This is a genomic window from Serratia sp. BNK-12 (genome assembly GCF_047456085.1).
Lineage (GTDB): Bacteria > Pseudomonadota > Gammaproteobacteria > Enterobacterales > Enterobacteriaceae > Serratia > Serratia liquefaciens.
On record NZ_CP179896.1, the window covers coordinates 2,326,655 to 2,350,838 of the forward strand.

Annotated in this window: 20 protein-coding genes; 5 read left to right on the plus strand and 15 right to left on the minus strand. The window is 56.0% G+C overall.

Annotated elements, in window-relative coordinates:
- Positions 1-206 precede the first annotated feature (206 nt).
- Both ACMGG1_RS10735 and ACMGG1_RS10740 read left to right on the plus strand, forming a co-directional pair.
- The gene (locus ACMGG1_RS10735; RefSeq protein WP_020827090.1) at positions 207-557 is read left to right on the plus strand and encodes a hypothetical protein; all 351 of its coding nucleotides are present in this window, start codon (positions 207-209) and stop codon (positions 555-557) included.
- Between the two features lie 158 nt (positions 558-715).
- Complete coding sequence (locus tag ACMGG1_RS10740; protein ID WP_130016718.1) at positions 716-2,350, plus strand: peptide ABC transporter substrate-binding protein; 1,635 nt, start codon at positions 716-718, stop codon at positions 2,348-2,350.
- A 174-nt stretch (positions 2,351-2,524) separates the two neighbouring features.
- On the opposite strand, the gene ACMGG1_RS10745 is transcribed toward ACMGG1_RS10740, so the two are convergent.
- Together ACMGG1_RS10745 and ACMGG1_RS10750 are read right to left on the minus strand one after the other, a co-directional pair.
- On the minus strand, positions 2,525-2,773 hold the full coding sequence (locus tag ACMGG1_RS10745; protein WP_020827088.1) for a hypothetical protein: 249 nt from the start codon (positions 2,771-2,773) through the stop codon (positions 2,525-2,527).
- A gap of 193 nt (positions 2,774-2,966) precedes the next feature.
- On the minus strand, positions 2,967-4,049 hold the full coding sequence (locus ACMGG1_RS10750) for a hypothetical protein (RefSeq protein ID WP_130016717.1): 1,083 nt from the start codon (positions 4,047-4,049) through the stop codon (positions 2,967-2,969).
- A 146-nt stretch (positions 4,050-4,195) separates the two neighbouring features.
- On the opposite strand from ACMGG1_RS10750, the gene zntB reads away from it, so the two are divergent.
- Positions 4,196-5,179, plus strand: a complete 984-nt coding sequence (zntB, locus tag ACMGG1_RS10755) for a zinc transporter ZntB (RefSeq protein ID WP_020827086.1) — start codon at positions 4,196-4,198, stop codon at positions 5,177-5,179.
- Between the two features lie 215 nt (positions 5,180-5,394).
- Here zntB and ACMGG1_RS10760 read toward each other — a convergent pair whose 3' ends face one another.
- The 11 genes from ACMGG1_RS10760 to nifJ form a co-directional block, all read right to left on the minus strand.
- Positions 5,395-5,793 (minus strand): VOC family protein, encoded by a 399-nt coding sequence (locus tag ACMGG1_RS10760; protein WP_128865193.1) that lies wholly within the window; start codon positions 5,791-5,793, stop codon positions 5,395-5,397.
- Positions 5,794-5,933: 140 nt separating this feature from the next.
- The gene (ttcA, locus tag ACMGG1_RS10765; RefSeq protein ID WP_020827084.1) at positions 5,934-6,866 is read right to left on the minus strand and encodes a tRNA 2-thiocytidine(32) synthetase TtcA; all 933 of its coding nucleotides are present in this window, start codon (positions 6,864-6,866) and stop codon (positions 5,934-5,936) included.
- Between the two features lie 306 nt (positions 6,867-7,172).
- A complete protein-coding gene (gene bhsA, locus ACMGG1_RS10770; protein WP_201896340.1) occupies positions 7,173-7,433 on the minus strand; it encodes a multiple stress resistance protein BhsA in 261 nt (86 codons plus the stop codon).
- Between the two features lie 92 nt (positions 7,434-7,525).
- Positions 7,526-7,726 (minus strand): heavy-metal-associated domain-containing protein, encoded by a 201-nt coding sequence (locus ACMGG1_RS10775; RefSeq protein WP_115058725.1) that lies wholly within the window; start codon positions 7,724-7,726, stop codon positions 7,526-7,528.
- Between the two features lie 59 nt (positions 7,727-7,785).
- Positions 7,786-8,286: a Cu(I)-responsive transcriptional regulator gene (gene cueR, locus ACMGG1_RS10780; protein ID WP_130015820.1), complete on the minus strand. Its 501-nt coding sequence runs from the start codon at positions 8,284-8,286 to the stop codon at positions 7,786-7,788.
- Between the two features lie 34 nt (positions 8,287-8,320).
- Positions 8,321-8,629, minus strand: coding sequence for a glutaredoxin family protein (locus ACMGG1_RS10785; RefSeq protein WP_082100016.1), 309 nt, complete (start codon positions 8,627-8,629; stop codon positions 8,321-8,323).
- A 34-nt stretch (positions 8,630-8,663) separates the two neighbouring features.
- Complete coding sequence (locus ACMGG1_RS10790; protein WP_414161364.1) at positions 8,664-11,204, minus strand: heavy metal translocating P-type ATPase; 2,541 nt, start codon at positions 11,202-11,204, stop codon at positions 8,664-8,666.
- Positions 11,205-11,264: 60 nt separating this feature from the next.
- Positions 11,265-12,761, minus strand: a complete 1,497-nt coding sequence (locus tag ACMGG1_RS10795) for an efflux transporter outer membrane subunit (protein ID WP_414161365.1) — start codon at positions 12,759-12,761, stop codon at positions 11,265-11,267.
- A complete protein-coding gene (locus tag ACMGG1_RS10800) occupies positions 12,758-15,943 on the minus strand; it encodes an efflux RND transporter permease subunit (protein ID WP_414161366.1) in 3,186 nt (1,061 codons plus the stop codon). Before ACMGG1_RS10800 ends, ACMGG1_RS10795 begins: the two co-directional genes overlap by 4 nt.
- On the minus strand, positions 15,943-17,100 hold the full coding sequence (locus ACMGG1_RS10805; protein WP_046373423.1) for an efflux RND transporter periplasmic adaptor subunit: 1,158 nt from the start codon (positions 17,098-17,100) through the stop codon (positions 15,943-15,945). Before ACMGG1_RS10805 ends, ACMGG1_RS10800 begins: the two co-directional genes overlap by 1 nt.
- 214 nt (positions 17,101-17,314) lie before the next feature.
- Entirely contained in the window at positions 17,315-20,848 is a 3,534-nt protein-coding gene (nifJ, locus tag ACMGG1_RS10810) for a pyruvate:ferredoxin (flavodoxin) oxidoreductase (RefSeq protein ID WP_414161367.1), read from the minus strand.
- A 248-nt stretch (positions 20,849-21,096) separates the two neighbouring features.
- Between nifJ and ACMGG1_RS10815 the strand changes: the two genes are divergently transcribed.
- Both ACMGG1_RS10815 and ACMGG1_RS10820 read left to right on the plus strand, forming a co-directional pair.
- Positions 21,097-21,429, plus strand: coding sequence for an SMR family transporter (locus tag ACMGG1_RS10815; protein ID WP_044551516.1), 333 nt, complete (start codon positions 21,097-21,099; stop codon positions 21,427-21,429).
- A gap of 471 nt (positions 21,430-21,900) precedes the next feature.
- Entirely contained in the window at positions 21,901-22,161 is a 261-nt protein-coding gene (locus ACMGG1_RS10820) for a DUF333 domain-containing protein (RefSeq protein ID WP_046373425.1), read from the plus strand.
- 43 nt (positions 22,162-22,204) lie between these two features.
- On the opposite strand, the gene hslJ is transcribed toward ACMGG1_RS10820, so the two are convergent.
- On the minus strand, positions 22,205-22,633 hold the full coding sequence (hslJ, locus tag ACMGG1_RS10825; RefSeq protein ID WP_122079466.1) for a heat shock protein HslJ: 429 nt from the start codon (positions 22,631-22,633) through the stop codon (positions 22,205-22,207).
- Positions 22,634-22,652: 19 nt separating this feature from the next.
- The gene (locus ACMGG1_RS10830) at positions 22,653-23,645 is read right to left on the minus strand and encodes a 2-hydroxyacid dehydrogenase (RefSeq protein ID WP_115058732.1); all 993 of its coding nucleotides are present in this window, start codon (positions 23,643-23,645) and stop codon (positions 22,653-22,655) included.
- Between the last annotated feature and the right edge of the window lie 539 nt (positions 23,646-24,184).

Genomic DNA, 24,184 nt, shown 5'->3' on the forward strand with positions numbered 1-24,184 from the left:
ATGCGTTCCCTGATTTAAAGGTCGAGAGTGATTATCATTTTATTCAGTGTATTACGCTTTAGCTGCACTTTCCCAGAGCTATTGTTCAGCTATCGCGCGTTATGTGAACTGTGCGTTAGCGCAGGTAACAATAAAACCCCGCCGGTCAATTCGCTGTTGTTATACTATCGGCAAAGCTAACCCAATAACCAAACAGGGGATTTAACATGCCAGTAGCCAGAATTATTGCCAGCTATAGCGAAAATGAAAAAGATACCATCACGCTGCTGTGCGGCGTGGACGAGGAAAACCAAATCCGCCAGGGTGAATGGTTCGGCGTGGTGAAAAACGACGACGGGCGCGGCGATGAGTCCAACTATCCGTTTACCCTGCACGTCGACTATCAAAAAAACAGCTTCTATCTGGACTATGGCTATGACGATGCCGAGTCACGTCAGATGCAAAAGACCGATATCCATGCCAAGCCGCTGGTGGAGAAAGGCTTCTTCACTATCTTCGATGAAGAAGAGGGTGAAGAATTCAGCTACCGTATCAACAGCATCCATCTTTACGAATAATCCTCGTCGAGATCAAAATGCCCGTGTCGACTTCGTCGTACGGGCATTTTTTATTGCCTGGCCCCCAGTTTTTACATCTTGTCCGCCTGGAACTCTAGGTGAGACTAATCTTGTGCTATAAGATAAAAAATTCAGATGGTTAACGGGGATGAATCAGAATGACGAGAAAAATAATTCAACAGGGTTTTCGTTTGGCGCTGTGTGCGGTAGCGATCGGCGCAGGATTGAGCAGCGCAATGGCGGCGCAGGTTCCCCCGGGTACCACTCTGGCGGAAAAGCAGGAAATTGTTCGCCATATCAAAGATGAGCCTGCTTCGCTCGATCCCATCAAGGCGGTCGGGCTGCCGGAAGCACAATTGGCGCGTGATCTGTTTGAAGGTTTGGTGAATCAGGATGCCAACGGCAAAGTGATCCCTGGCGTTGCCACCCGTTGGCAAACCACGGATAACCAAACCTATATTTTCACACTGCGTAAGGACGCACGCTGGTCTAACGGTGACCCTGTCACGGCAAAAGACTTTGTCTATAGCTGGCAACGCCTGGTCGAACCAAAAAGTCTGTCTCCCTTTGCCTGGTTTGCCCAGCTGGCAGGTATCCAGAATGCCGATGAGATCATTACCGGTAAATTGCCAGCGGACAAGCTGGGCGTAACGGCGCTGGATGATTACACCTTAAAAGTACAGTTGAATAAGCCGGTACCCTATTTTGTCAGCCTGACGGCCAACTTCAGCCTGTTCCCGGCGAACAAGGCGGTGGTGGAGAAATTTGGCAATGACTGGACCAAAGTCGGCAATCTGGTGGGCAACGGTGCGTATAAGCTACAGGAGCGTGTGGTCAACGAGAAACTGGTGCTGGCGCCCAACGAACACTATTGGGATCATGCGCATACCGTTTTGACCAAGGTGACCTTTGTACCAATCAACCAGGAATCTAACGCCACTAAACGCTACCTGGCCGGCGATATCGATATCACCGAATCCTTCCCTAAAAACATGTACCAAAAACTGCTGAAAGACATTCCGGATCAGGTGTATACCCCGGACCAACTCGGCACCTATTATTATGCTTTCAACACCCAACGGGCGCCGACCAACGATGTGCGGGTGCGCAAGGCGCTGTCTTACGCGATCGATCGCAAAATTATCGCCGAAAAAGTGTTAGGCACCGGTGAGAAACCGGCTTATCACTTTACGCCGGATGTGACCGCAGGGTTTAAACCGGAAGTGAGTCTGTTGCAACAGCAGCCGCAGGCCGAACTGGATGCCCAGGCCAAGGCGCTGATGCAGGCGGCCGGCTATGGCCCTAATAACCCTTTGAAGCTGACGCTGTTGTATAACACTTCAGAAAGCCATCAGAAAATAGCCATCGCCGTGGCCTCAATGTGGAAGAAAACCCTTGGGATCGATGTTAAGTTGCAGAATCAGGAATGGAAAACTTATATCGACAGCCGCAACACCGGCAATTTCGACGTGGTGCGCGCTTCCTGGGTGGGCGATTACAATGAAGCCTCGACCTTCCTGTCGTTGTTGAGCTCCACCCACAGCGGCAATATCGCCAAATTCAAGAGTGCGGATTACGACAAGCTGTTGGCGCAGGCCAGCCGTGAAACCAGCGCCACGGCCCTGACGGCGGATTACAACAAACTGGAGCAGATCATCGCGGAACAGGCGCCGATCGCGCCGATTTACCAATACACCAATGGCCGTCTGATCAAGCCTTGGGTAAAAGGTTACCCGATCACCAATCCGGAAGACGTGGCCTACAGCCAGACGATGTATATTATCAAGCATTAATAACTGCATTTAACCAGGCTCCGTTAATTCGGGGCCTGGTTATCAATATTTGTCGAATAATAAAACAAACCCCAATAGCTTATTTCAGCCAGGGCGATGCTGTCCGTTGAAATAACCGGAGAGCCCTTTATATTCGGCAATGAATAGTGGGTAAAACAGGTCGTTATTTATGCTTTATAAGCTGTCCCGCATGGCATCAACCAGGATGCGTCCGCTCATGTCCGTTTGGGTAATGCGATAGCTGGTTGGGTATGAGCGTCGGGTGCTGAGGTGATCGTGTACCGACACCTTGCCAACCTGCGCACCGCTGGCATTCTTAACGATAAACTCGCTGATCTCTTCCTGGCCCTGGTTTTGAAAATTAACGCTGCGGATTTTCTCCAGCGTATCGCTGTCGTTTAATTTTAAATGGTCGCGTAACATAACTACCTCCTCGTAGTGAGGGAAGTATATGCCTCTCAAATTTGAGCTGGAACAGCTTTTTGTTAATTTTTTATTGTCATTATGAATTAAGATTGCTGTGAATATGTTAAGTCATAATAATGGCGCGATAGCCAGCGCTTTATTCCACGATATCCGCATTTATCGGCCGGGTTTTATTTCATCTCCGTTATTATTAGTCTGCATTTTTGTTAAATAATACCTGACGCCCAATGGGTGAGGGAAATACGCAGGACACGTCATGTGCACAGTCGGGAACGATCGCTAAATCACGTTTGGCGCGCGGGGCAATAAAACGTCGATCGTAAGCCGCATAGGCGATGCCGCGTTGTAGACGATCGGGGCCTTGCGCCTGTGCCGCACAAGATTTGTCGAGTATTTTGTAGAAGCTTCCTGGCGCGTCGCCGCTGTCCTTTGCGCCAACCATGTAGGTGATATTCGCCGTGGCATAGCGTTGGCGTACTGATTCAGTCTGTTGGTCGAGGTAGCTCGGAATAGCCTCAATGCCGTATTTCCAACGATTGACGCTCGGGCAGGCGTCACTGTTAACCTCAACCCAATCGAAGGTGCAGCCCCCTGTTGAATCACAATCTCGCCAATCGACAGGGCGCTCGTTGTTTACCGGCAGCGGTCGGTGACTGTCAAAATAGAGCCAACTGCCGGGGTCGGATATCACAAAGCGCAGTTTTACGCCGGGCGGCGGATTGGCGAAACCGACATAGTGCTGTACAAACTGTGCGCCGGCGGAAAACCCTGCAACGGTGACCCAGCGTATCTGCGGCCATTTTACTTTCAATTCGGCAACCAGGCGATCAAGCGCGGCAAACGAGCTGGTTCTTCCCTGGTTGTCCAAACCGCCTTCGATCCAGGAACTGCAACTCCACAGCGCGTCCCCGGCCTGCGCTTGTGGAACGCCGGGAGAATGGCAGCGTGTGGACTGAGCATTACTGACCGGGAACAGCGGGGCGACCAACAGCGCCTGGCCGGTTTTGCCTGCAAGTTGAGCCGCTTTTACCGCGGCGGCCAGGGTTTTCCCCGCATCTCTGGGATGTCCGTGCAGCACGATTAACGCGCTATCTGGCGTGATTATCTGGGGTTGCGCGACAAAGTAGGGCAAATTTCCTGCTGTTAGTCCCAGTTTCACCCGGTATGCATCGGCAAGGGTGTCGAGTGTGCTATCTGCGGCAAACAGTGGATGAAACGGGGTTGCGATAACCGCCGCTACTGAGGCCAATACCAATGTTCGAGTGGGGGTCATTAAGCACCAGCTTTAGGGTTTGCGCATTATTCCTCCATGTTAGCCTATAAGGCCATTTCGAGCGTAGCATTCGCACGGCTTCATCTTTGATCCGCCTGGCATTAACGCTAGACTCTGAGGTAACTGAAAAGCAAAGAGGATGAGGAATGGAAGTCATTGAGGGGCGCGAGTTACAGGTTCCTGACGCAGTCTATGCCTACCAACTCGATGGTAAGGGCGGTGTAACATCGATTGATTACGATGATAAAGTCACCTGCGATGAGCCGTGCTGGCTGCATCTCGATTATGCGCACCCAGCCAGCGCCGAGTGGCTGGCTACCACACCGCTTTTGCCGGATGCGGTAAGAGAGGCTTTATCCGGCGAAAGTTCCCGGCCGCGCGTCAGCAAGGTGGGCGAAGGCACCATGATCACGCTGCGCAGCATCAACTTTAACGCCAACTCGCGGCCGGATCAGCTGGTCACTATCCGCGTTTACATGACCGATAAACTCATCGTTTCTACCCGCCATCGCAAGGTCTATTCCATTGACCAGGTGGTGAACGATCTGCAAAGCGGCAGTGGGCCAACCAACAGCGGTAACTGGCTGGTGGAGATATCGGACGCGCTGACCGACCACGCCAGCGAGTTTATCGAAGATCTGCACGATAAAATCATCGATCTGGAAGATTCGTTACTGGAGCAGCAGGTCCCCGAACGGGGGCAATTGGCGCTGATCCGCAAACAGTTGATTGTGCTGCGTCGTTATATGGCACCGCAACGCGACGTGTTCTCGCGTTTAGCCAGCGATCGTTTGCCCTGGATGAATGACGACGATCGTCGCCGCATGCAGGATATTGCCGATCGGCTGGGGCGCGGGCTGGATGACCTGGACGGTAGCATTGCACGTACCGCGATCCTTTCTGACGAAATCACCACGGTAATGGCCGATGCCATGAACCGCCGCACCTACACCATGTCGCTCCTGGCGATGGTGTTTTTGCCTACGACCTTTTTGACCGGGCTGTTCGGCGTCAACCTGGGCGGGATCCCTGGGGGCGGTAATCCATTCGGCTTTGCGGCATTTTGCCTGATGCTGGCCGGATTGGTGTTCGGCGTGGGCTGGTGGCTGAAGCGACGGCGTTGGTTGTAGCCAAAAAGAGGTAAAACCCCGGTTAACATTGAGCGATATCAACTTTTGTCGGGGGGAAATGAGGCATGATCTATCTCGCAGGTGAATGCAACGTCAAGCGATGGGCGTTGCGCTCCATAATTGTCTTACTTTCTTATATTTAGAATTACTGCATAGCACATTGATTCATACGATGCCGGTTTAATCACCGGCATTTTTTTGTCCGCAATTTGCCCTCAGGCCGCACTCTCATCCCAGAAACTGGCTTCAATCTTGTGCCCGTCCAGATCACGCACAAAGCAGCCGTAATAGGCTTCACCATAGTGCGGCCGTGAACCGGGGGCACCTTCATCCTTCGCCCCTGCCAGCAGCGCCTGCTGGTAAAAATCATCAACCTGCTGCTTGCTGGTGGCGAAAAAACCCACATGAATGCCGTTGCCGGTGGTGGCCGGTTTGCCGTCGATCGGCAGCTGCAACCAAAACTCCGGATAATCGCGACCGTAGCCTATGGCCCCTGGGTGTTCCAAAACCCGGCGGCAACCTAAGGCGGCGAGGGTGCGATCGTAAAAATCAGCTGCGGCGTCAAAATTATTGCTGCCGAGAGAAACGTGAGACAAGCAGGGGGTGATGTTCATCGGTAATCTCCTGGTGACTGTATAAAAACACAGTATAGGATAAAAACCGCACTGTCTGGTGAATTCTGCTGAAAATGCGAGCGGGATCGCCAACTGAAGGGGGTAAAGAGCCGCCCGCAGTGTGCGGGCGGAACAACGGCTTACTTGATCTCGAGCACGTCTAAACGTGCCGGGGCAGGTTCATCCGTCTCTTCCGGTTGCCAACCCACCGGCTGCATCGGAATGTCTTCGCGATCGAAGGCCAGATCGCCACCGTCAACGACTTCACTGCCGTGGTGAATGCCTTTGAAATCAAACAGGTTAAAGTCGCTCAGGTGCGAAGGCACCACGTTTTGCATTGCGCTGAACATGGTTTCCAGGCGGCCTGGATAGCGTTTATCCCAGTCGCGCAGCATGTCGCCAATTACCTGACGCTGCAGGTTAGGCTGCGAACCGCACAGGTTGCACGGAATAATCGGGAATGCTTTCGCCACCGAGAAACGCTCAATATCTTTTTCACGGCAGTAAGCCAGCGGACGGATCACCACGTGCTTACCGTCGTCGCTCATCAGTTTAGGTGGCATGCCTTTCAGTTTGCCGCCGTAGAACATATTGAGGAACAGGGTCTGCAGAATGTCATCACGGTGGTGGCCGAGCGCAATCTTGGTGGCACCCAGCTCGGTGGCGGTGCGGTAAAGGATACCGCGGCGCAGACGCGAACACAGGGAACAGGTGGTTTTGCCCTCGGGGATCTTGTCCTTGACGATGCTGTAGGTGTTCTCCTCAACGATCTTGTATTCCACCCCTAAACTTTCCAGATAGGCTGGCAGGATATGCTCAGGGAAGCCAGGCTGTTTCTGATCGAGGTTAACGGCAATCAGTGAGAAATTGACCGGTGCACTCTGCTGCAGGTTGCGCAGAATTTCCAGCATGGTGTAGCTGTCTTTACCGCCGGACAGGCAGACCATGATGCGGTCGCCTTCTTCAATCATGTTGAAGTCGGCAATCGCTTCGCCCACGTTGCGGCGCAGACGCTTGTGCAATTTGTTGAGGTTGTATTGCTCTTTTTGACTAACGGTTTGTTTTTCTGACATTTAAATCGTGCTCGTTCTCAATTGGGGGCACTATGGGCATGACGTTTTAGGCAGCAAGTTTAGCATTCAACAGGCTGATTGGGTCATTATTCATTTCGCTCTCGGGGCCGTGAAGAACCTTGGCGTGCTGTCATGCCTGGTTGTCTGGGGATAAACGCACCCAACATGCATCAATGTGGCGTGTATGGTACGGATTGTGAGAACGAATACCAGCGTGTTTTGCGTGGTGGGGATGGAAAACGGAAAATAATGGGTGCCAAACCCACATGAGGCCGCATGTGGGCCTCATGTCTTACCGACTCAATCTTACTTATAAATTTCAGCTGTGCCACACAGACGGTTATTGCCGGAGGCGCCGATGATGCGATAAACCTCGGCGCCGGCTTCGACCGCCTTGGCTTCCAGTTCCCGCTGTAGGCTAGAAAGATTATTGCTTGCTGCGCAGGCGCTAATGATCCCGGCTTTTTGCCGATCGGCGGGTGCTGAGTCAACCAGGGTAGCGGCGACGGTCGTGAACGACAGGGTGGCCAGCGCGAGGGCAGTGAGGGCCAGATTGACGTTTTTCATGCTGTGATTTCCTTTTCTGTGGCCTGTATCGATTAAGACTGGCGACGACGTTGATTCGCTCAGTGTGAGTTTTTCAGACCAATGTGGGTTGGCTATTGGTCTTCTCGCGCCGGATAGCCTGCTTCACGCAGCACCGCGAGAAAATCACTTTCGTCCTGAGTACTATCGACCTGAACCTGACGCGCGGCCGGGTCGGTTTCAATCTGGGCCTGCGGATCGACACTGTGCAGTGCCTTGGTGACGGATTTCGCGCAACCGCCGCAGGTCATATTGGGAATGTAGAAACTGTGCATATCAATCTCCTGGTTCTTTAGGGTGTCCGGTCACTATGCGGGTTGACAGCGTGGCAAGGTCAAACGCTTTTCAGTGAAAATTTTTGCTTTGAATTCAATGACGATACCGGTGTATAAGCGCCAAAGCGTGGCGCCTCACGAGGGGGTTGCAGGCTGGGCTCCGTGGTTGTGGCAGGCTCAGCCAAATCCGCCAGGATCGGGCAGTCTGGGCGATCGTTGCCATGGCAGTGATCGGCAAGGTATTCGAGCGTTTGCGCCATCTCTTGCAGTTCGGCGATCTTGGCTTTCAACCTGGCAACATGGGAAAGTGCCATCTCTTTAACGTCGGCGCTGGCACGATCGCGGTCGTTCCACAAGACCAGCAGGGCCGAGATCTGCTCGACAGAAAACCCCAGATCGCGTGCACGACGAATAAATCGCAGGCTGTGTACGTCCTGTGGGCTGTAATGCCGATAGCCGGCATCAGAACGAAGGGCTTTCGGGATCAGGCCAATTTGTTCGTAATAGCGGATCATCTTTGCTGAAACGCCAGAAGACTTGGCTGCTTGACCGATGTTCATTATTCACTCCTTCTGGGGGATTCATTAAATTTCCCTAAAGCGGGGGATCGGCTACGGGTCGACAGGTAGCGTTATCGCTGGCACTCGCTGGCGCGATTGGACAGATCGAGTACCACAACCAATCCAGGTGATAGGTGCGATAGAACACTTTCGCGTTCACCTGAGTGGTTGGCGCGATACATACACCGCCACGCGCCTTGGCCTCCTCGCTGATCTCGGGGTTGGAGAGATCGCGTTCTTCGAAAGCGATCCCTTCATTTTCGAGCCAGGATTTCAACGTTTGGCAGTCTGAGCACGTCGGCATGGTGTAGATGACGACCTGAGGATGAAATTCACCGGCCATGCTGGCCTCCTCAAACGTGTTGTAGTGTTGCCGCCTAAACCTTTACGTTTTCCGGCCCGACAGGGCGGGATTCGATACCCATCGGTGCCTGGAAACGCTTTAGACGGAGCGCGTTGCCGAGCACGAAGACGCTGGAGAGCGCCATCGCTGCAGCGGCGAAGATCGGCGAAAGCAAGGTGCCGTTTATCGGGTAAAGCATGCCTGCCGCAACCGGGATCAGCACTGCGTTGTAGGCAAAGGCCCAGAACAGGTTCTGCTTGATGTTGCGGATCGTCGCCTGGCTGAGCGCAATGGCATTTGCCACACCACGCAGGTCACCGGACATCAACACCACGTCTGCCGCTTCGATAGCTACATCGGTTCCCGTACCGATGGCCAACCCAACATCTGCTTCGGCCAGCGCCGGGGCGTCGTTGATGCCGTCCCCCACGAAAGCGACGCGTGCACCATGGCTGCGGAACTGCTTCAGCGCCGCGACCTTACCGTCGGGTAAAACCTCAGCCGCGACCTCATCGATACCGAGCTGTCGGGCGATTGCCGAGGCGGTTGCTGCATTATCACCGGTGATCATCGCGACCTTGAGCCCCAATGCGTGCAACGCCTTGATTGCCTCTGGCGTGGTCTCTTTAATCGGGTCCGCAACGGCGATCACCGCCGCCAAACGACCGTCTATCGCAGCATAAAGCGGGCTCTTGCCTTGCTCTCCGAGACGCTGGGCGGCCGGCAGGAAACTGGCCACGTCCAGGCCGAGCTGCGTCATGAAGCGGTCGGCTCCGACGGAGACGGTTCGGCCGCTGACCTTGGCTGATACACCGAAGCCCGGTGTGGCATCGAAGGCTTCAATAGCGGCGATCTTGATGTCGCGCTGTTTTGCGGCGGCGACGATGGCTTCGGCGATAGGGTGCTCCGAACGCGTCTCCACGGCGGCAACCAGCGCCAGAACCTCGTCGTAATCGAAGCCCTCGGCCGGTACCAGGTCGGTCAACTCAGGGCGACCTTTGGTCAGGGTGCCAGTTTTGTCCAGCGCGATAACGCTGACATCTCGTAGTGCCTGCAAGGCTTCGCCTTTACGGAACAGCACGCCGAGCTCGGCGGCGCGGCCAGTGCCGACCATTATCGAGGTGGGGGTGGCCAGCCCCATGGCGCAAGGGCAGGCGATAATCAGCACGGCCACCGCATTCACCAGCGCGAAGGTCAGTGCCGGCGTCGGTCCGAAGATCAACCAGATCAGGAACGTCAGCGCTGCCGCCGCCATCACCGCCGGGACGAACCACAGGGTCACCTTGTCGACCAACGCCTGGATCGGCAGTTTGGAACCCTGGGCTTCCTCAACCAAGCGGATAATTTGCGCGAGTACCGTATTGGCACCGACTTTGGTGACGCGGAAGCTGAATGCCCCGGTTTTGTTGATGGTGCCGCCGACCACTTCGGCACCGACCCCCTTGGACACCGGCACCGGTTCGCCGGTGATCATGCTTTCATCCACATAAGAGGCACCTTCGACGACCTGACCGTCGACCGGGATCTTCTCGCCCGGGCGAACGAACACGACATCACCGGTGGTCACCTGGTCGAGCGGGATTTCCAGGGTTGCACCGTTACGCTCGACGCGCGCCGTTTTGGCCTGCAGCCCAACCAACCGTTTTATCGCCTGAGAGGTTCGCCCCTTGGCGCGAGCCTCCAGCGTGCGCCCAAGCAAAATCAGCGTAACGATCACCGCGGCGGCTTCGAAATAGATGTTGGCGGTACCTTGCGGCAGCACTTGCGGAATGAAAGTGGCCACCACCGAATAGCCATAAGCCGCCGCGGTACCCACCGACACCAGCGAGTTCATGTCAGGGGCACCGCGCAGCAACGCCGGCACGCCCTTGCGGAAGAAGCGCAGGCCGGGCCCAAACAGCACCAGCGTGGTAAGCACGAACTGCAGATACCCATTGCGCTGTTCACCCAGAACCCCTAACACCCAATGATGCATCGCGGGAATCAGGTGCGAGCCCATTTCGAGGACGAATACTGGCAAGGTCAGGAGGGCGGCAATCAGTAAAGATCGGCGTAGTGCACGTGCTTCGTTCTCGCGCCTTTCACTGTCTTGATCGTCCGAACTTGCCGTGGCGGCAGACAAGCGGCGGGCCTTATAACCGGCCTGTTCGACCGCGGCTTCAAGCATGGCCGTGGTGACGATCCCGGCACTATGGCGCACCCGGGCACGCTCGGTCGCCAGGTTGACATTCGCTTCGATCACGCCCGGAATTTGCCTAAGCGCTTTCTCAACCCGACCGACACAGGACGCGCAGGTCATATCTTCGATGCCGAGTTCAGTGGTTTCTTCACGAACGGCATAACCGGCGCTCTCGATGGCACCAACGGCTGCCTGCGGATCGGCGCGATCGCCGAAAGTGATATCGGCGCGCTCGGTGGCCAGATTGACCGTTGCCGTTTGCACGCCGGGAACGGCTTTTAGCGCACGTTCGACGCGGCCAACGCAGGAAGCACAGGTCATACCTTCGACCGGCAGACTCAGACGAGTGGTGCGCAGGGCTGAATTAGAACCTTGTTGCACAGAGACGGAAGTCATTGAACTACCCCTTTACTTATTCGGATATCGAAAAGCTTAAAGCTTCCCACTGTGGGAAGGTCAAGACCTGTCAGGGATTTGTTTTGCCAGGGGCAGATTCGGCCTCGTTTTGGCACCGCCGCAGAGCGTCGTCTCACCAGTACACACCTGCCAACCACCTCCCAATGCCTTATAGATGCTGACCACGGCGAGTTGTTGTTCGGTGCGTGCGACCGCCAGCGCTCGCCGGCTGTTAAAGTCGGAACGCTCAGCGTCAAGGACTTCCAGATAGAGGCCTCGCCCCTGGGAAAACTGCAGCCGGGCGAGACGAGCGGCCTCACGATTGGCTGCTGATTCAAGCAGGCGCAGTTCGAGCGTGCTGCCTGTTGCTTTATAGGCTTTGAAGGCGTCGTCGGTTTCCTGCAGCGCGCGCAATAGGGTTTGATCGTAGAGGAGCAGGGCTTCTTGGGCGCGAGCTTCACTGGCGGCAATCCGCGCGCGGACGCGACCGTTATCGAGCAGAGACCAGCGAATGACCGGAAGGATAAAACCGGACAAAGCTCCGGCACCGTTCACTGCATCGAGGTTCCCTGCAACGAATCCGATTGAGCCTTGTACCTGGATCTCGGGGTAGAGACCTGCCGTTTCTATCCCAATCCGCGCGGTTGCTGCCGCCAGAGTGCGTTCGGCCGCCGAAATATCGGCACGTCGTGCCAGGAGCGCCTCGGGGTTGCCGACGGCGAGGGAGGTAACCTTCAGTTCATCACGCCCAGGTATGGCGACTGGAGGGCTAAACCTTTGCGGCGTTTCGCCAAGCAATACCGCCAGCGCATTGACGGAAACCGCGCGACGGCGCTCGAGCTCGGGGGCGACAACCTCAACATTGCGCAATAACGCCTCGGCGCGCAGTCGGTCAAACTCACTGGCTAAACCGGCATTCGCCAGACGTTCAACCTGAGCCAGGCTCTCGCGCTGGCTTCGGGTGATATCTTCAACGACAGCAAGCTCGGCCTCGATACCGCGCAGTTCAAACCAGGTGGCGGCCACCGCTGCTGCAACGCCGGCTTGCACATCGCGCAGCAGGGCTTCACGCGAACCTGCCTGCGCCTGGGCTTCCTCAACCGAACGGCGCACGCGACCGAACAGATCGATTTCCCAGGCGGTGTCTACGGCACCGCGATAGGTTTCCTGCTGACGAGACTGATCAGGCGATGTCTCTATCTCGCTCTTGCGACGGTTTTCATAGCTGAAAGCAGGGCCGCCGCTTGGCAGAAAGCTCTGACGATCCTCGCGCAGCAGGGCTTTTGCTTCTTCGAGCCGCATGGCGGCAATGCCGATATCATGATTAACCGAAAGCGCCTGCCGGATCAGTCCGCTCAATATCGGATCGTCGAAGGCACGCCACCACTCAACCTCCACGGCAGCGGAATTAAGGCCTGGCGAAGCTTCACCAAAGCTGGCGGGAAGCCGTGCCGAAGACAGCGAAGGCGGTGAATAGTCTGGCCCTACAGATGAACACCCGGTTAACAGGGTAAGCGCACTCAGGGGGAACCACAGCGATTGATAGAGGCTTTTCATGAGGTGCTCTCCTTAATGCGCTGTTTGCGCAGCTTCGATTCTGCCCGGCGGCGTTCGATACGAACGGCCAGGTTACGCATCACCACATAAAACACCGGCGTCAGGAACAGACCGAACAGCGTCACGCCTAGCATGCCGGCGAAGACGGCGATACCCATTGCATGGCGCATCTCCGCCCCGGCACCGCCGGCAAAGACCAGAGGAACCACACCGGCGATAAAGGCCAGGGAGGTCATCAGGATTGGCCGCAGTCGCAGCCGACAAGCCTCAATAACCGCATCCAGCGTGCTTGCGCCCTCGGCCTCGAGAGTGCGGGCGAACTCGACGATAAGAATGGCATTTTTGGCGGCCAAACCGACCAGCACGATCAGCCCGATTTGCACAAAGACGTTGTTGTCACCGCCGGTCATCCAGACGCCAATAATGGCGCTCAGCAGACACATCGGCACGATCAACAGGACGGCCAGCGGCAACAACCAGCTGTTGTACTGAGCGGCAAGGATGAGATAGGCCAGAAGCACACACAGCGGGAAGATGAACAACGCCGAATCCCCGGCCAGCTTTTGCTGGTAGGTAAGGTCGGTCCATTCAAAAGTCATGCCTTCCGGCAGCACTTCCTTCGCCAGACGCTCCATCACGGCTACCGCCTGACCCGAACTGATGCCGGCCATCGCGCCGCCGGAGATGTCGGCGGAAGGATAGCCGTTGTAGTGGATCACTCGGTCTGGGCCTGAGCTCGGTGTGACGGTAACAAATGAAGATAAAGGCAGCATTTTCCCGGCAGCATTGCGTACTTGCAGGCGACCGATGGCTTCTGCCTGCATGCGATGGTCTGCATCGGCCTGGGCGGTCACTTTGTAGGTGCGGCCAAAGCGGTTGAAATCGTTGACATAGAGAGAACCGAGATAGACCTGCAGCGATTCGAAGATATCCGCCAGACGGACGCCCTGACTCATGGCTTTGGTACGATCGATGGCAACGTCGAGTTGTGGGGCATTGACGTCAAAGCTGGTCATCAGTCCGGCCACCTGTCCCGACTCGGTGGCTTTGGTCATCAGGATCTGGGTTTGCTGAACCAGAGCATCCAATCCGGCGCCGCTGCGATCCTCAATTTGCATTTTGAAACCGCCGGTGGCGCCCAGACCCGGTACCGGTGGCGGTGGAAATACGCCGAGGAAGCCGTCGGGAATGCCGGCGAATTTTGCTTGCAGGCGGCCGGCAATCGCGGTCGCGCTAAGATCGTCTGTTGTACGAGCTTCAAACGGGTCAAGCATAACGAACATGACGGCGGCATTCGGCACGTTGACGAAACCGTTGATCGACAGCCCTGGGAAGGCTACGACGCTCTCGACACCGGCTTCCGCCAGCGCGATTTTTGACATCTGTTTGACGACCGCATCGGTGCGTTCCAGCGAGGCTGAATTGGGCAGTTGGGCAATACCAACCAGGTAGTATTTGTCCTGCATCGGTACGAAGCCGGGCGGAACCGCCTTAAAGCCGAAGAAGGTCAGTGCCAGTAAGCCACCGTAGACCAAAAGCGCCAGACCGCTAACCCGGACCACTTTGCGGACCGTATTGCCATAAGCGTTAGGCGCGTGTCGGAAAGGCCGGCCAAACGCACGGAACAACCGATCGGCTCGACCGCGCAGGGTGCGCGGATCTCGGGCGATCGCAGCCTTGCGCGGACGCAACAAAAGGCCAGCCAGCGCCGGGCTGAGTGTCAGGGAGTTGATGGCCGACAGAATGGTTGAAATGGCGATGGTGAGCGCAAATTGTTGATAAAACTCCCCCTGCAGGCCGCTCAGGAAGGCAGTGGGGATGAATACGGCGGCAAGCACCGAGGTAATGGCGATGATGGGGCCGGTCACTTCGTCCATGGCGCGTCTTGCGGCTTGGGGAGGCTCCTCGCCATTTTCGATATGACGTTCGACATTTTCGACCACGACGATCGCGTCGTCGACCACTATCCCGATCGACAACACCAGGCCAAACAGCGACAAGGTATTGAGCGAAAAACCCATCAGATGCATGACGGCAAAGGTCCCGATCAGCGATACCGGCACCGCCATCAATGGGATCAACGACGCGCGCCAGTTGTGCAGGAACAGCACTACCACGATCACCACCAACAGGATCGCCTCCAGCAAGGTGGTGGCTACCGACTCCAGAGAAGCACTGACGAAGACCGTTGGGTCGTAAGCTATGCGCGAAGTGAGTCCTGCCGGAAAGTGAGTTTCGAGCCGTTGCATGGTGGCCCTCACGGCCTTAGAAACGTCTAGCGCGTTAGCTCCCGGGCTTTGAATAATTTGCAGCGCGACGGCCGGCTCACCGTCGAGCAGGCTGCGCAACGCGTAGGCATCAGCTCCCATTTCGATACGGGCGACATCTCGCAGGCGAGTGATTTGGCCGTCGCTACCGGTGCGAATAATGATATCGCCAAACTGTTCCTCGTCGGTCAGGCGGCCGAGGGTATTGACCGTCACCTGGAATGCGGCGTTGGAATTCGGTGTCTGGCCAACCGAGCCGGCCGCTACCTGAACGTTCTGTTCGCGTACGGCGGCGATAACGTCACCGGCCGTCAACCCTCGCGCAGCGATCAAATCAGGATCGAGCCAAAGCCGCATGCTGTACTCGCCGGCACCCCATACCAAAACGTCACTGACTCCGGGGATGCGGGACAGCTCATCGCGTACCTGGAGGTAAGCGTAGTTTGAAATGTAGAGAGGATCGTAACGCTGATCGGGCGACAGCAGGTGAACTACCATCAGGATATCCGGCGAGGTTTTCTGCGTGACGACGCCCTGGCGTTGAACCTCTTCAGGTAACCGCGGCAGCGCGCGCGAAACCCGGTTCTGCACCTGAACCTGCGCCATATCGGCATTGGTGCCCTGGGCGAAAGTGACGGTCAGGATCATTCGGCCATCGGTTGCCGACTGCGACGACATGTACAACATGCCCTCAACCCCGGTGATTGCCTGTTCGAGCGGAGCCGCTACCGTTTCAGCGATCACCTTGGGGTTGGCTCCGGGGTAAGACGCGGTCACTTGCACCGTTGGCGGAGTGACTGCCGGATACTCGCTAAGCGGCAGTTGGAAGAAGGCCACGCTGCCGGCGAGCACCATCAAAATTGACAGGACGATGGCAAATATCGGGCGTGCGATGAAGAAACGAGGAAAAGTCATTACGCGGCCCCCGTGGTTGTCGGCGCCGTCATGGGAGCACCATCAATGGCGGTTGTTTGCGGCGTGATCTGCATACCGGGGCGTACCAGGCCCTTGACCACGATGCGCTCACCCGGCTGCAGACCCTGTTCGATCACCCGCATGCCTTCGACCATCGGGCCCAGCTCGACTGGCCGATATTCGGTTTTGTCACCTTTGCCGACGACCAACACATAGCGGCGGCCCTGATCGGTGCCAATTGATTGATCGGACACCAGTACGCGGGCGCGCGGTGCACCGGTTTCCAGTTTGACCTTGGCAAACAGGCCTGGGGTCAATTGTCCATCGGCGTTATCGACAACGGCGCGAATACGCACGGTGCCCGTCCCACGGTCGGCGGAGTTGGCAAGAAAATCGACACGGCCAGTTCGGGTATAGGTTTTGTCGGTGATCAGCGCGACCATCACCTTGGTTGCCGGCGGGGTGGCACGAGTGCGGTCTGTGGCGAGCGAACGCAAATAGGTGCGCTCGTCGACGTCGAAATAAACCTGCAGCGGGTTGGTCGAGACAATCGTCGTGAGCGGCGTTACGCCATTGGTAACGTAGTTGCCCTCGGTGACCAGCACCTGGCCGACGCGCCCGCTGATGGGCGCCGTGACGCGCGTGAACTCCATATCCAACTCTGCCGCAGCCAGGGCGGCTTTCGCGGCATCGACCTGCGCTTTGCCTGCATTCAACGAAGCGGTTGCCGTATCGAGCTGAGCACGCGCAAAAACCTTTTGAGCAAACAGCTGTGTGGCACGGGCATATTCCGTTTGAGCGAGCCGCGCTGCTGCTTCAGCCTCGCGCAAGCGAGCTTTGGCGGCACTCAGCGCGGCTTCGTACACCCGAGAGTCAATGAGAAACAGCCGTTGGCCTTTCTCAACCCAGCGACCTTCCGGCACGCTGACATCTTGCAGATATCCGGCGACTCTTGGGCGCAGTTCAACCTGTTTGACAGCGGTTAGCGAACCGGTGAACTCGACAAAAGGCGTGACCGGGCGAACGACCACTTCGGCTACTGGTACGCTCGGAGGCTTGGCGGGGGCAGCTGCGGACACCGTCTCTTTGCAACCGGCGACAGCGAATGCGACGCTTATTGCCGCAGTGATTAGAGTGACACGTTTGGCTTTCATCATTTGACCTTTCGCGACTGAAGTCGACAGTGGAATTTATTGAACCGAAGCGGTTCTGATTGCACTTATCGGACTTACCACGTTTGGAAGGTCAAGCTGTTTTTGAGGGCTGATTCAGGCTATTCGATACTGTGTTGCGCAAGGGCGTCTGGCGTGGAGAGCGTTACGCAGTGGCAAAAAAGAAAAGCGGGGCGCGAACCGGTCGCGCCCCGTGGGTTTACTCGGCGGAGGAGGTTTCCCCCTTGCCGGCCAGCAGGCTGAGGAAGTCGTACTTCTCCTTCAGCTCTTTTTCTGCGGCCTGATACAGCGCGCTGGCGACTTCCGGCTGCTGTGAGTTCAGGCGGCGGAAGCGCTGTTCTTTCAACAACGTATCGGTCAGATTGCTGTTTGGCGGCCGGGAATCCAGCGCCAGCGCCGGTTTGCCCTCATCGGCGCGACGTGGATCGAAACGATACAGCGGCCAGAATCCGGTCGCGGTCAGCTGTTTCATCTGGTCGTGACTGAGTGCCAGATCGTAACCGTGTTCTTCACAGGGGCTGTAGGCAATGATCAGGGATGGCCCTGGATAAGCTTCGGCTTCCTGTATGGCTTTCACCGTCTGATTAAGCTGCGCACCCAGCGAGATTTGCGCCACGTAAACATGGCCGTACATCATCATGCTGACGCCCAGATCCTTACGTGCCTTGCGCTTGCCGTGTTCGCCGAACTTGGTCACCGCCCCGAGCGGGGTGGCCTTCGATTGCTGGCCGCCAGTGTTGGAGTAACACTGAGTGTCCAACACCAGCACGTTGACGTTTTCGGTCAGGCTGAGGACGTGATCCAACCCGCCGAACCCGATATCGTAAGCCCAGCCGTCGCCGCCAATCAGCCAGATGGATTTATCCACCAGATAATCGGCGTCGGTCGCCAGTTGGCGCGCGTCGTGACCTTCAATCTGCGCCAGCAAGCCGCGCAGTTCCTTAATCTGTTGGCGACGCGGCTCTGGTGCGATATCCGTCATCTGCAGAGCGTTGACCAACTGTGCCGGCAGCTGCGGCGCCAGGGTGTTCAGCAAACGCAGTACACGGCTGCGGTGCTGATCGACCGTTAAGCGGAAGCCCAGACCGAACTCCGCATTATCCTCGAACAACGAGTTGGCCCAGGCTGGACCGCGGCCTTCGGCATTGGTGGTATAAGGTGTAGTCGGCAGGTTGCCGCCGTAAATGGACGAACAGCCGGTGGCGTTGGCAATCAGCAACCGGTCGCCATAAAGCTGGGTCAGCAGCTTGATGTACGGTGTTTCCCCACAGCCGGAACAGGCACCGGAGTATTCGAACAGCGGCGAAATCAACTGCGAGGTACGGATGTCGATCCGCTCGATCTGCGAGGGATCAATTTCCGGCAACTGCAGGAAGAAGTCGTAATGCGCTTTTTCTTCAGTCAGGTGCTCAAGGCGCGATGCCATGTTGATGGCCTTGATGTCCGGGTTCTGGCGATCTTTTGCCGGGCAGACTTCAACGCACAGATTGCAGCCGGTACAGTCTTCCGGCGCGACCTGCAGTACGTATTTCTGGCCGCGCATGTCGCGCGCTTTCACATCCAGCGATTGCAGCGAGGCAGGGGCGTGCTCCATGGCCTCCGGCTGAACCACTTTGGCGCGGATGGCGGAGTGCGGGCAGGCGGCAACGCAGTGGTTGCACTGGGTGCACAGATCCGGCTGCCAAATGGGGATATCCTCGGCGATATTGCGCTTTTCCCACTGGGTGGTCCCCACCGGCCAGGTACCGTCCGGCGGGAAGGCTGACACCGGCAACGCATCCCCCAGTCCGGCCAGCATCGCGGCGGTCACGGTTTTGACAAAGTCAGGCGCCGCATCCGAGACAATCGGCGGTCGCATTGGGCTGCTTTCGTTAACCGGCTGCAGGGGGATTTCAATCAGCGCGTCAAGCGTGGCGGCCAGCGCCTGCCAGTTGCGCTCAACAATATCCTGGCCTTTGTTGCTGTAGCTGCGTTCGATAGCATCCCGCAATTGCTGGAGTGCCACGTCGCCCGGCAGAATTTGGGTCAGATGGAAAAACGCCATCTGCATTACGGTGTTGATACGTGCACCGAGCCGGCATTCACGCGCCAGTTTCGCCGCGTTGATGATATAGAAGCGTGCCTGACGTTGCTGCAAGACGGCTTGCACTTCCTGCGGCAGCCGCGACCAGGCCTCTTCGGCACCATAGGGAGTATTGAGCAGGAAAATGCCGCCGGGTTTCAGGCGCTCCGCCATCTGGTAAGTATCGATAAATTGCAGTTGGTGGCAGCCGACAAAGTCGGCGCGACTCACCAGATAGGCCGAGTTGATGGGCTGTTCGCTGACGCGCAGGTGGGATACTGTCAGGCCTCCGGCCTTTTTCGAGTCATAAACGAAATAGCCCTGGGCATACATTGACGTACTGTTGCCGATGATTTTGATGTTGTTCTTGGTAGCGGAAACGGAGCCGTCACTGCCAAGACCGTAGAACAGCGCCTCCAGCGACGCGCGCTGCGGCAGGGTTTCTTCACTGAGTAGCAGGGAAAGACCGGTCACATCGTCGAAAATGCCGACGGTAAAGCGTGGACGCGGGCGATCCAGAGCCAGCTCGTTAAACACGGCTAACGCGCAGTCAGGGCCAAACTCTTTCGAGGAGAGCCCATAACGGCCGCCGATCACCATCGGCATATGGGCGCGTTCACCCCGGCTGAACGCTTCAGCCAGTGCGGTCATCACGTCCAGATACAGGGGCTCCGCCAGCGCGCCGGGCTCCTTGGTACGGTCCAGTACGGCGATTTTCTTCGCGCTTTCCGGCAACACGCTGAGCAGGTGCTGCGCGGAAAACGGCCGAAACAGCCGCACTTTCAGCACGCCGACTTTTTCACCACGGGTCAACAGGGCGTCGATCGCTTCTTCGCAGGTGCCGATGGCGGATCCCATCAGGATCACCACGCGCTCGGCCTGCGGATGGCCGTAATATTCGAAGGGCTGATACGCCCGGCCAGTGATCTCGGCGAATTTGTCCATCGCGTCAATCACATGCTGGCAGGTCGCGTTATACCAGGGGTTGGTGGCTTCGCGCGATTGGAAATAGGTGTCCGGGTTGGCGGAGGTGCCCCGTACCACGGGATGATCAGGCGACAGTGCGCGGCTGCGGTGCGCGTCAATCGCGTCCTGAGGCAGCATCTGGCGCAGGGTATCGTCGCTCAGCGGCACGATTTTGTTGATTTCATGCGAGGTGCGGAAACCATCAAAAAAGTGAATAAACGGCAGGCGGCTGTTGAGACTGGCCGTTTGGGAAATCAGCGCAAAATCCTGTGCTTCCTGGACGTTGCTGGCGCACAGCATGGCGCAGCCGGTTTGGCGTACCGCCATCACGTCGGAATGGTCGCCAAAAATCGACAGCGCATGGGTGGCGATGGTGCGCGCAGCAACATGCAGCACAAACGGCGTCAGTTCACCGGCCAGTTTGTACAACGTCGGGATCATCAGCAGCAGGCCCTGCGATGAGGTAAACGAGGTCGACAGCGCGCCGGTTTGCAATGCGCCATGTACCGTGGCGATCGCACCGCCTTCCGACTGCATTTCCACCACTCGTGGCACGTCGCCCCAGATATTTTGACGGCCGTCGCCGGACCAGGCATCCGCCTGTTCCGCCATGGTCGAACTGGGGGTGATTGGGTAGATGGCAATCACTTCGCTGGCGCGGTAGGCGACGGAAGCGACTGCATTATTACCATCTGTAGTAATCATCAACTTTACCTTTCATTGCTCAAAAAGCTGCGAAAGTCACCTCTCGCAGTAATTAACAAAGTCTAGCAGAGGGATATATTGGCCCTTTATCGCGTTTGTGTGGCGGATGATAAATCGACAAAAAATGCGACAAGGAGATATTTCACGACTTTAAATGGCCCTGAAGAAAAATTGTCATCGTTGTTTAACGACAATTTATTTCCGGCGCGTCATACTGGTGAATAGGTAAACTTACAGAAGAAAAAACGATGAGCGGATTTATGTATTTGACCATGGCGATAGTCGCAGAAGTGATCGCCACCACCATGCTGAAAGCCTCTGAGGGATTCACTCGCTTGTGGCCGTCGCTGGTGGTCGTGGTCGGCTATGGTGTAGCTTTCTGGGGGCTGTCGATGGTGGTGAAAACCATGCCGCTGGGCATTGTTTACGCCATCTGGTCGGGCATGGGCATTGTTCTGGTGTCAATTGCCGCGGTATTTGTTTATCAACAAAAGCTGGATTGGCCAGCCGTGCTGGGGATGGGATTAATTATTGCCGGCGTGTTGGTGATTAATTTACTGTCGAAAACCGCAGCGCACTGATCCTTATTTAAACCGAAACAATCGCCAGCGCGACATTCAGTGGCGCTGGCAGAAAACCTTATTAATAAATAACGGAAAATAATAGATTACCCCCAAACTTGGATCTTCCCTTTACCGGCAAAAAATGCGCCATTTTGACACCGCATTTTAGTGCTGTTCGCCACGCCTCAAAGCGTTAACCTCTCCTAAAATGCCTGTTTAACCCTGCTGTGACTGACCCTTGTTCAGGTCGGGCAGGGATGTTCGACGTTTGCTCCGCGGACAGAGCGGAAAAATCCAGTAACCATAATAATTTCGTCGCTGTTCAAATAAACGGCAAATAATTGCAGGAATATATTTTCATTATTTATATATCAGGCTAGATTAAACAGGTTTGCATCAAAGATAACCTAACGTGTCCGCAATAAAGTGATGCGAGTTATCGGCAATGGCGATTTTACACAGCGCAGTTTCGGGTTCAGGAGTGGATTAATGACAATATTAAAAGGGTTGCTGGCCGGCACCGTACTGCTTTTGGCCGCCTGCAGCAGCAACAACGAAGAACCAGTCCAGCAGGCTAACAGTGCAAGAATCAATAACTTACAGACCAGTGCTAACTGTGCCATCGTTGGCGGCGTTACTACGGTGACCCACAATTTAAACGGCGAAGCGATCAGAATGTGCCAGATGCCGAATGGTAAACAGTGCGAAGAATCGACGCTGGGGCGGGGTGCCTGCGCGAGCGCCGGCTAACGGTTAATAACACCAGGCCGCAGAGCAGCCTGGTGCACAGGGATCACTGCACCCAATCGCGCAGTGTATAAACCAGGGTATGGTCGCCGCCGCTCAGCGTTAATTGCTGAGCGCTGAGGGTGACTTTTGCTCCTTTGCCCAGCACGTCGCCGATCACCCGATCCCACTGATTGAGTTGCGGGTCTGCGCACAGCATGCGTGTTGAAGCCAGACCTTTTACCGTCAGCACGCCATTTTGCAATTGGCCATTGCCAAAGAAACGGTTACACATGGCACCGGAAACGTGCAGGGTTTCACCGAACTCGATGTTGGGCTGCTTGCCCTGGCCCGCTTTCACCGCTACGCCGTCGACGCTTTGCAAAATAAAGTTATGATGCAACAGGTCGCTTTCCTTTACCGTCTTTCCGTTTTGACTCATTCCACACCCGGCTAACAGCAGCGGCATTAACGCCACCAACATAGACTTTTTCATCGGCTCTCCTTAGGACAAATCAGGCATTGAGCTGGTTAGGGCAAGGCTCACCACGATCCAATTGGCTCACGTTCTGCAACGTGGTTTCCGAGATGCTGGTCAGCGCCTCTTCGGTCAGGAAAGCCTGATGACCGGTGAACAACACGTTGTGGCAAGCAGACAGACGACGGAAAATATCGTCCTGGATCACGTCATTGGATTTATCTTCGAAGAACAGGTCGCGTTCATTCTCATACACGTCCATCCCCAGGGCGCCGATTTTCTGTTGTTTCAGGGCATCAATCGCGGCTGATGAGTCAATCAAACCGCCGCGGCTGGTGTTGATGATCATTACGCCGTCTTTCATCGCCGCAAAAGCGTCGGTATTCAACAGGTGGTGGTTTTCCGGCGTCAGCGGGCAGTGCAGGGTAATGACGTCAGATTGCGCGTACAGCGTTTGCAGATCGACATATTCCGCGCCCAGCTCCAATGCCTGTTCGCTTGGGTACGGGTCATAGGCCAGAAGCTTCATGCCGAAGCCTTTCAGGATGCGCATGGTGGCGACGCCGATCTTACCGGTGCCAATCACCCCGGCAGTCCGGTTATGCATATTGAAGCCGATCAAACCCTCAAGCGAGAAATTGGCGTCGCGGGTGCGTTGATAGGCACGGTGAATACGACGATTCAGGCACATCATCATGCCCACGGCATGTTCAGCGACCGCTTCCGGCGAGTAGGCCGGTACGCGCACCACCTTGATACCCAGTTCTTTGGCGGCGTCCAAATCGACATTATTAAAGCCGGCGCAGCGCAGAGCCAAAATTTCGACCCCCAACGCCGCCAGTTCTTCAAGCACTTCACGGCTGCCGTCGTCGTTGACGAAGATGCAGATGGCTTTGCAGCCGGCGGCGTTTTTGGCGGTTTTTTTACTGAGCAGGAAGTCGAAGAACTCCAGCTCGTAACCAAACTGCTGATTCACCAGTTCGAGATATTTACGGTCATACTGTTTGGTGCTGTATATCGCCAATTTCATCGTGGTTTCTCCCGCGTGATTTTGTGATCAATTTAACAGATTTTAGTAAATTCTACAATTGGTTAGCCTGTTTGATGCGCGTTGAATGGCAGCAGTTATCGTTGCCGCAAAGGGTATTGATTAAGGGTAGCTGGCAACGTCACAACAGGGTGAATATTCGGCACGGAGTGGCTGAAAAGCGAAGCGCGAGAGATGAGAGAGAGGTTGGTTCCAGGCAAAAAAATCCCCACGGGGGTGTGGGGAATGGCTTCTCTAGTATAGTTAGCTAGCAGCTGACTTTTGTTAGAATGCTTGCAAGACTATTAATTATCAAAGGTAACGACAATAACAAAAGTCCGAAACAGTTCGCATTCATGTGATGAATATGTAACTAAAATTTACAGTATCCCTATCAACGGCTGCAAAAGCGCCGAAACGGGGCATCTTCGTCGGCGTTGGCTTCACCCTATGTCAAATTCATGCCATCATTATTGCCAATTCAGGCATAGACTTACTTAAAACGCCCTCTGGCCAGGGTAAGCGGCCTAACTCAGGAATGA

What these genes read in the sequence shown, in the direction of transcription:
- ACMGG1_RS10830 (WP_115058732.1), bottom strand. Translation starts at nt 23,645, where the DNA reads ATGAAATTGGCGATATACAGCACCAAACAGTATGACCGTAAATATCTC.
- cueR (WP_130015820.1), bottom strand. Translation starts at nt 8,286, where the DNA reads ATGAACATCGGTCAAGCAGCCAAGTCTTCTGGCGTTTCAGCAAAGATG.
- ACMGG1_RS10795 (WP_414161365.1), bottom strand. Translation starts at nt 12,761, where the DNA reads ATGAAAAGCCTCTATCAATCGCTGTGGTTCCCCCTGAGTGCGCTTACC.
- ACMGG1_RS10760 (WP_128865193.1), bottom strand. Translation starts at nt 5,793, where the DNA reads ATGAACATCACCCCCTGCTTGTCTCACGTTTCTCTCGGCAGCAATAAT.
- ACMGG1_RS10745 (WP_020827088.1), bottom strand. Translation starts at nt 2,773, where the DNA reads ATGTTACGCGACCATTTAAAATTAAACGACAGCGATACGCTGGAGAAA.
- ACMGG1_RS10805 (WP_046373423.1), bottom strand. Translation starts at nt 17,100, where the DNA reads ATGATGAAAGCCAAACGTGTCACTCTAATCACTGCGGCAATAAGCGTC.
- ACMGG1_RS10740 (WP_130016718.1), top strand. Translation starts at nt 716, where the DNA reads ATGACGAGAAAAATAATTCAACAGGGTTTTCGTTTGGCGCTGTGTGCG.
- ACMGG1_RS10750 (WP_130016717.1), bottom strand. Translation starts at nt 4,049, where the DNA reads ATGACCCCCACTCGAACATTGGTATTGGCCTCAGTAGCGGCGGTTATC.
- hslJ (WP_122079466.1), bottom strand. Translation starts at nt 22,633, where the DNA reads ATGAAAAAGTCTATGTTGGTGGCGTTAATGCCGCTGCTGTTAGCCGGG.
- nifJ (WP_414161367.1), bottom strand. Translation starts at nt 20,848, where the DNA reads ATGATTACTACAGATGGTAATAATGCAGTCGCTTCCGTCGCCTACCGC.
- ACMGG1_RS10775 (WP_115058725.1), bottom strand. Translation starts at nt 7,726, where the DNA reads ATGCACAGTTTCTACATTCCCAATATGACCTGCGGCGGTTGCGCGAAA.
- ACMGG1_RS10790 (WP_414161364.1), bottom strand. Translation starts at nt 11,204, where the DNA reads ATGACTTCCGTCTCTGTGCAACAAGGTTCTAATTCAGCCCTGCGCACC.
- zntB (WP_020827086.1), top strand. Translation starts at nt 4,196, where the DNA reads ATGGAAGTCATTGAGGGGCGCGAGTTACAGGTTCCTGACGCAGTCTAT.
- ACMGG1_RS10800 (WP_414161366.1), bottom strand. Translation starts at nt 15,943, where the DNA reads ATGACTTTTCCTCGTTTCTTCATCGCACGCCCGATATTTGCCATCGTC.
- ACMGG1_RS10820 (WP_046373425.1), top strand. Translation starts at nt 21,901, where the DNA reads ATGACAATATTAAAAGGGTTGCTGGCCGGCACCGTACTGCTTTTGGCC.
- bhsA (WP_201896340.1), bottom strand. Translation starts at nt 7,433, where the DNA reads ATGAAAAACGTCAATCTGGCCCTCACTGCCCTCGCGCTGGCCACCCTG.
- ttcA (WP_020827084.1), bottom strand. Translation starts at nt 6,866, where the DNA reads ATGTCAGAAAAACAAACCGTTAGTCAAAAAGAGCAATACAACCTCAAC.
- ACMGG1_RS10815 (WP_044551516.1), top strand. Translation starts at nt 21,097, where the DNA reads ATGAGCGGATTTATGTATTTGACCATGGCGATAGTCGCAGAAGTGATC.
- ACMGG1_RS10785 (WP_082100016.1), bottom strand. Translation starts at nt 8,629, where the DNA reads ATGGCCGGTGAATTTCATCCTCAGGTCGTCATCTACACCATGCCGACG.
- ACMGG1_RS10735 (WP_020827090.1), top strand. Translation starts at nt 207, where the DNA reads ATGCCAGTAGCCAGAATTATTGCCAGCTATAGCGAAAATGAAAAAGAT.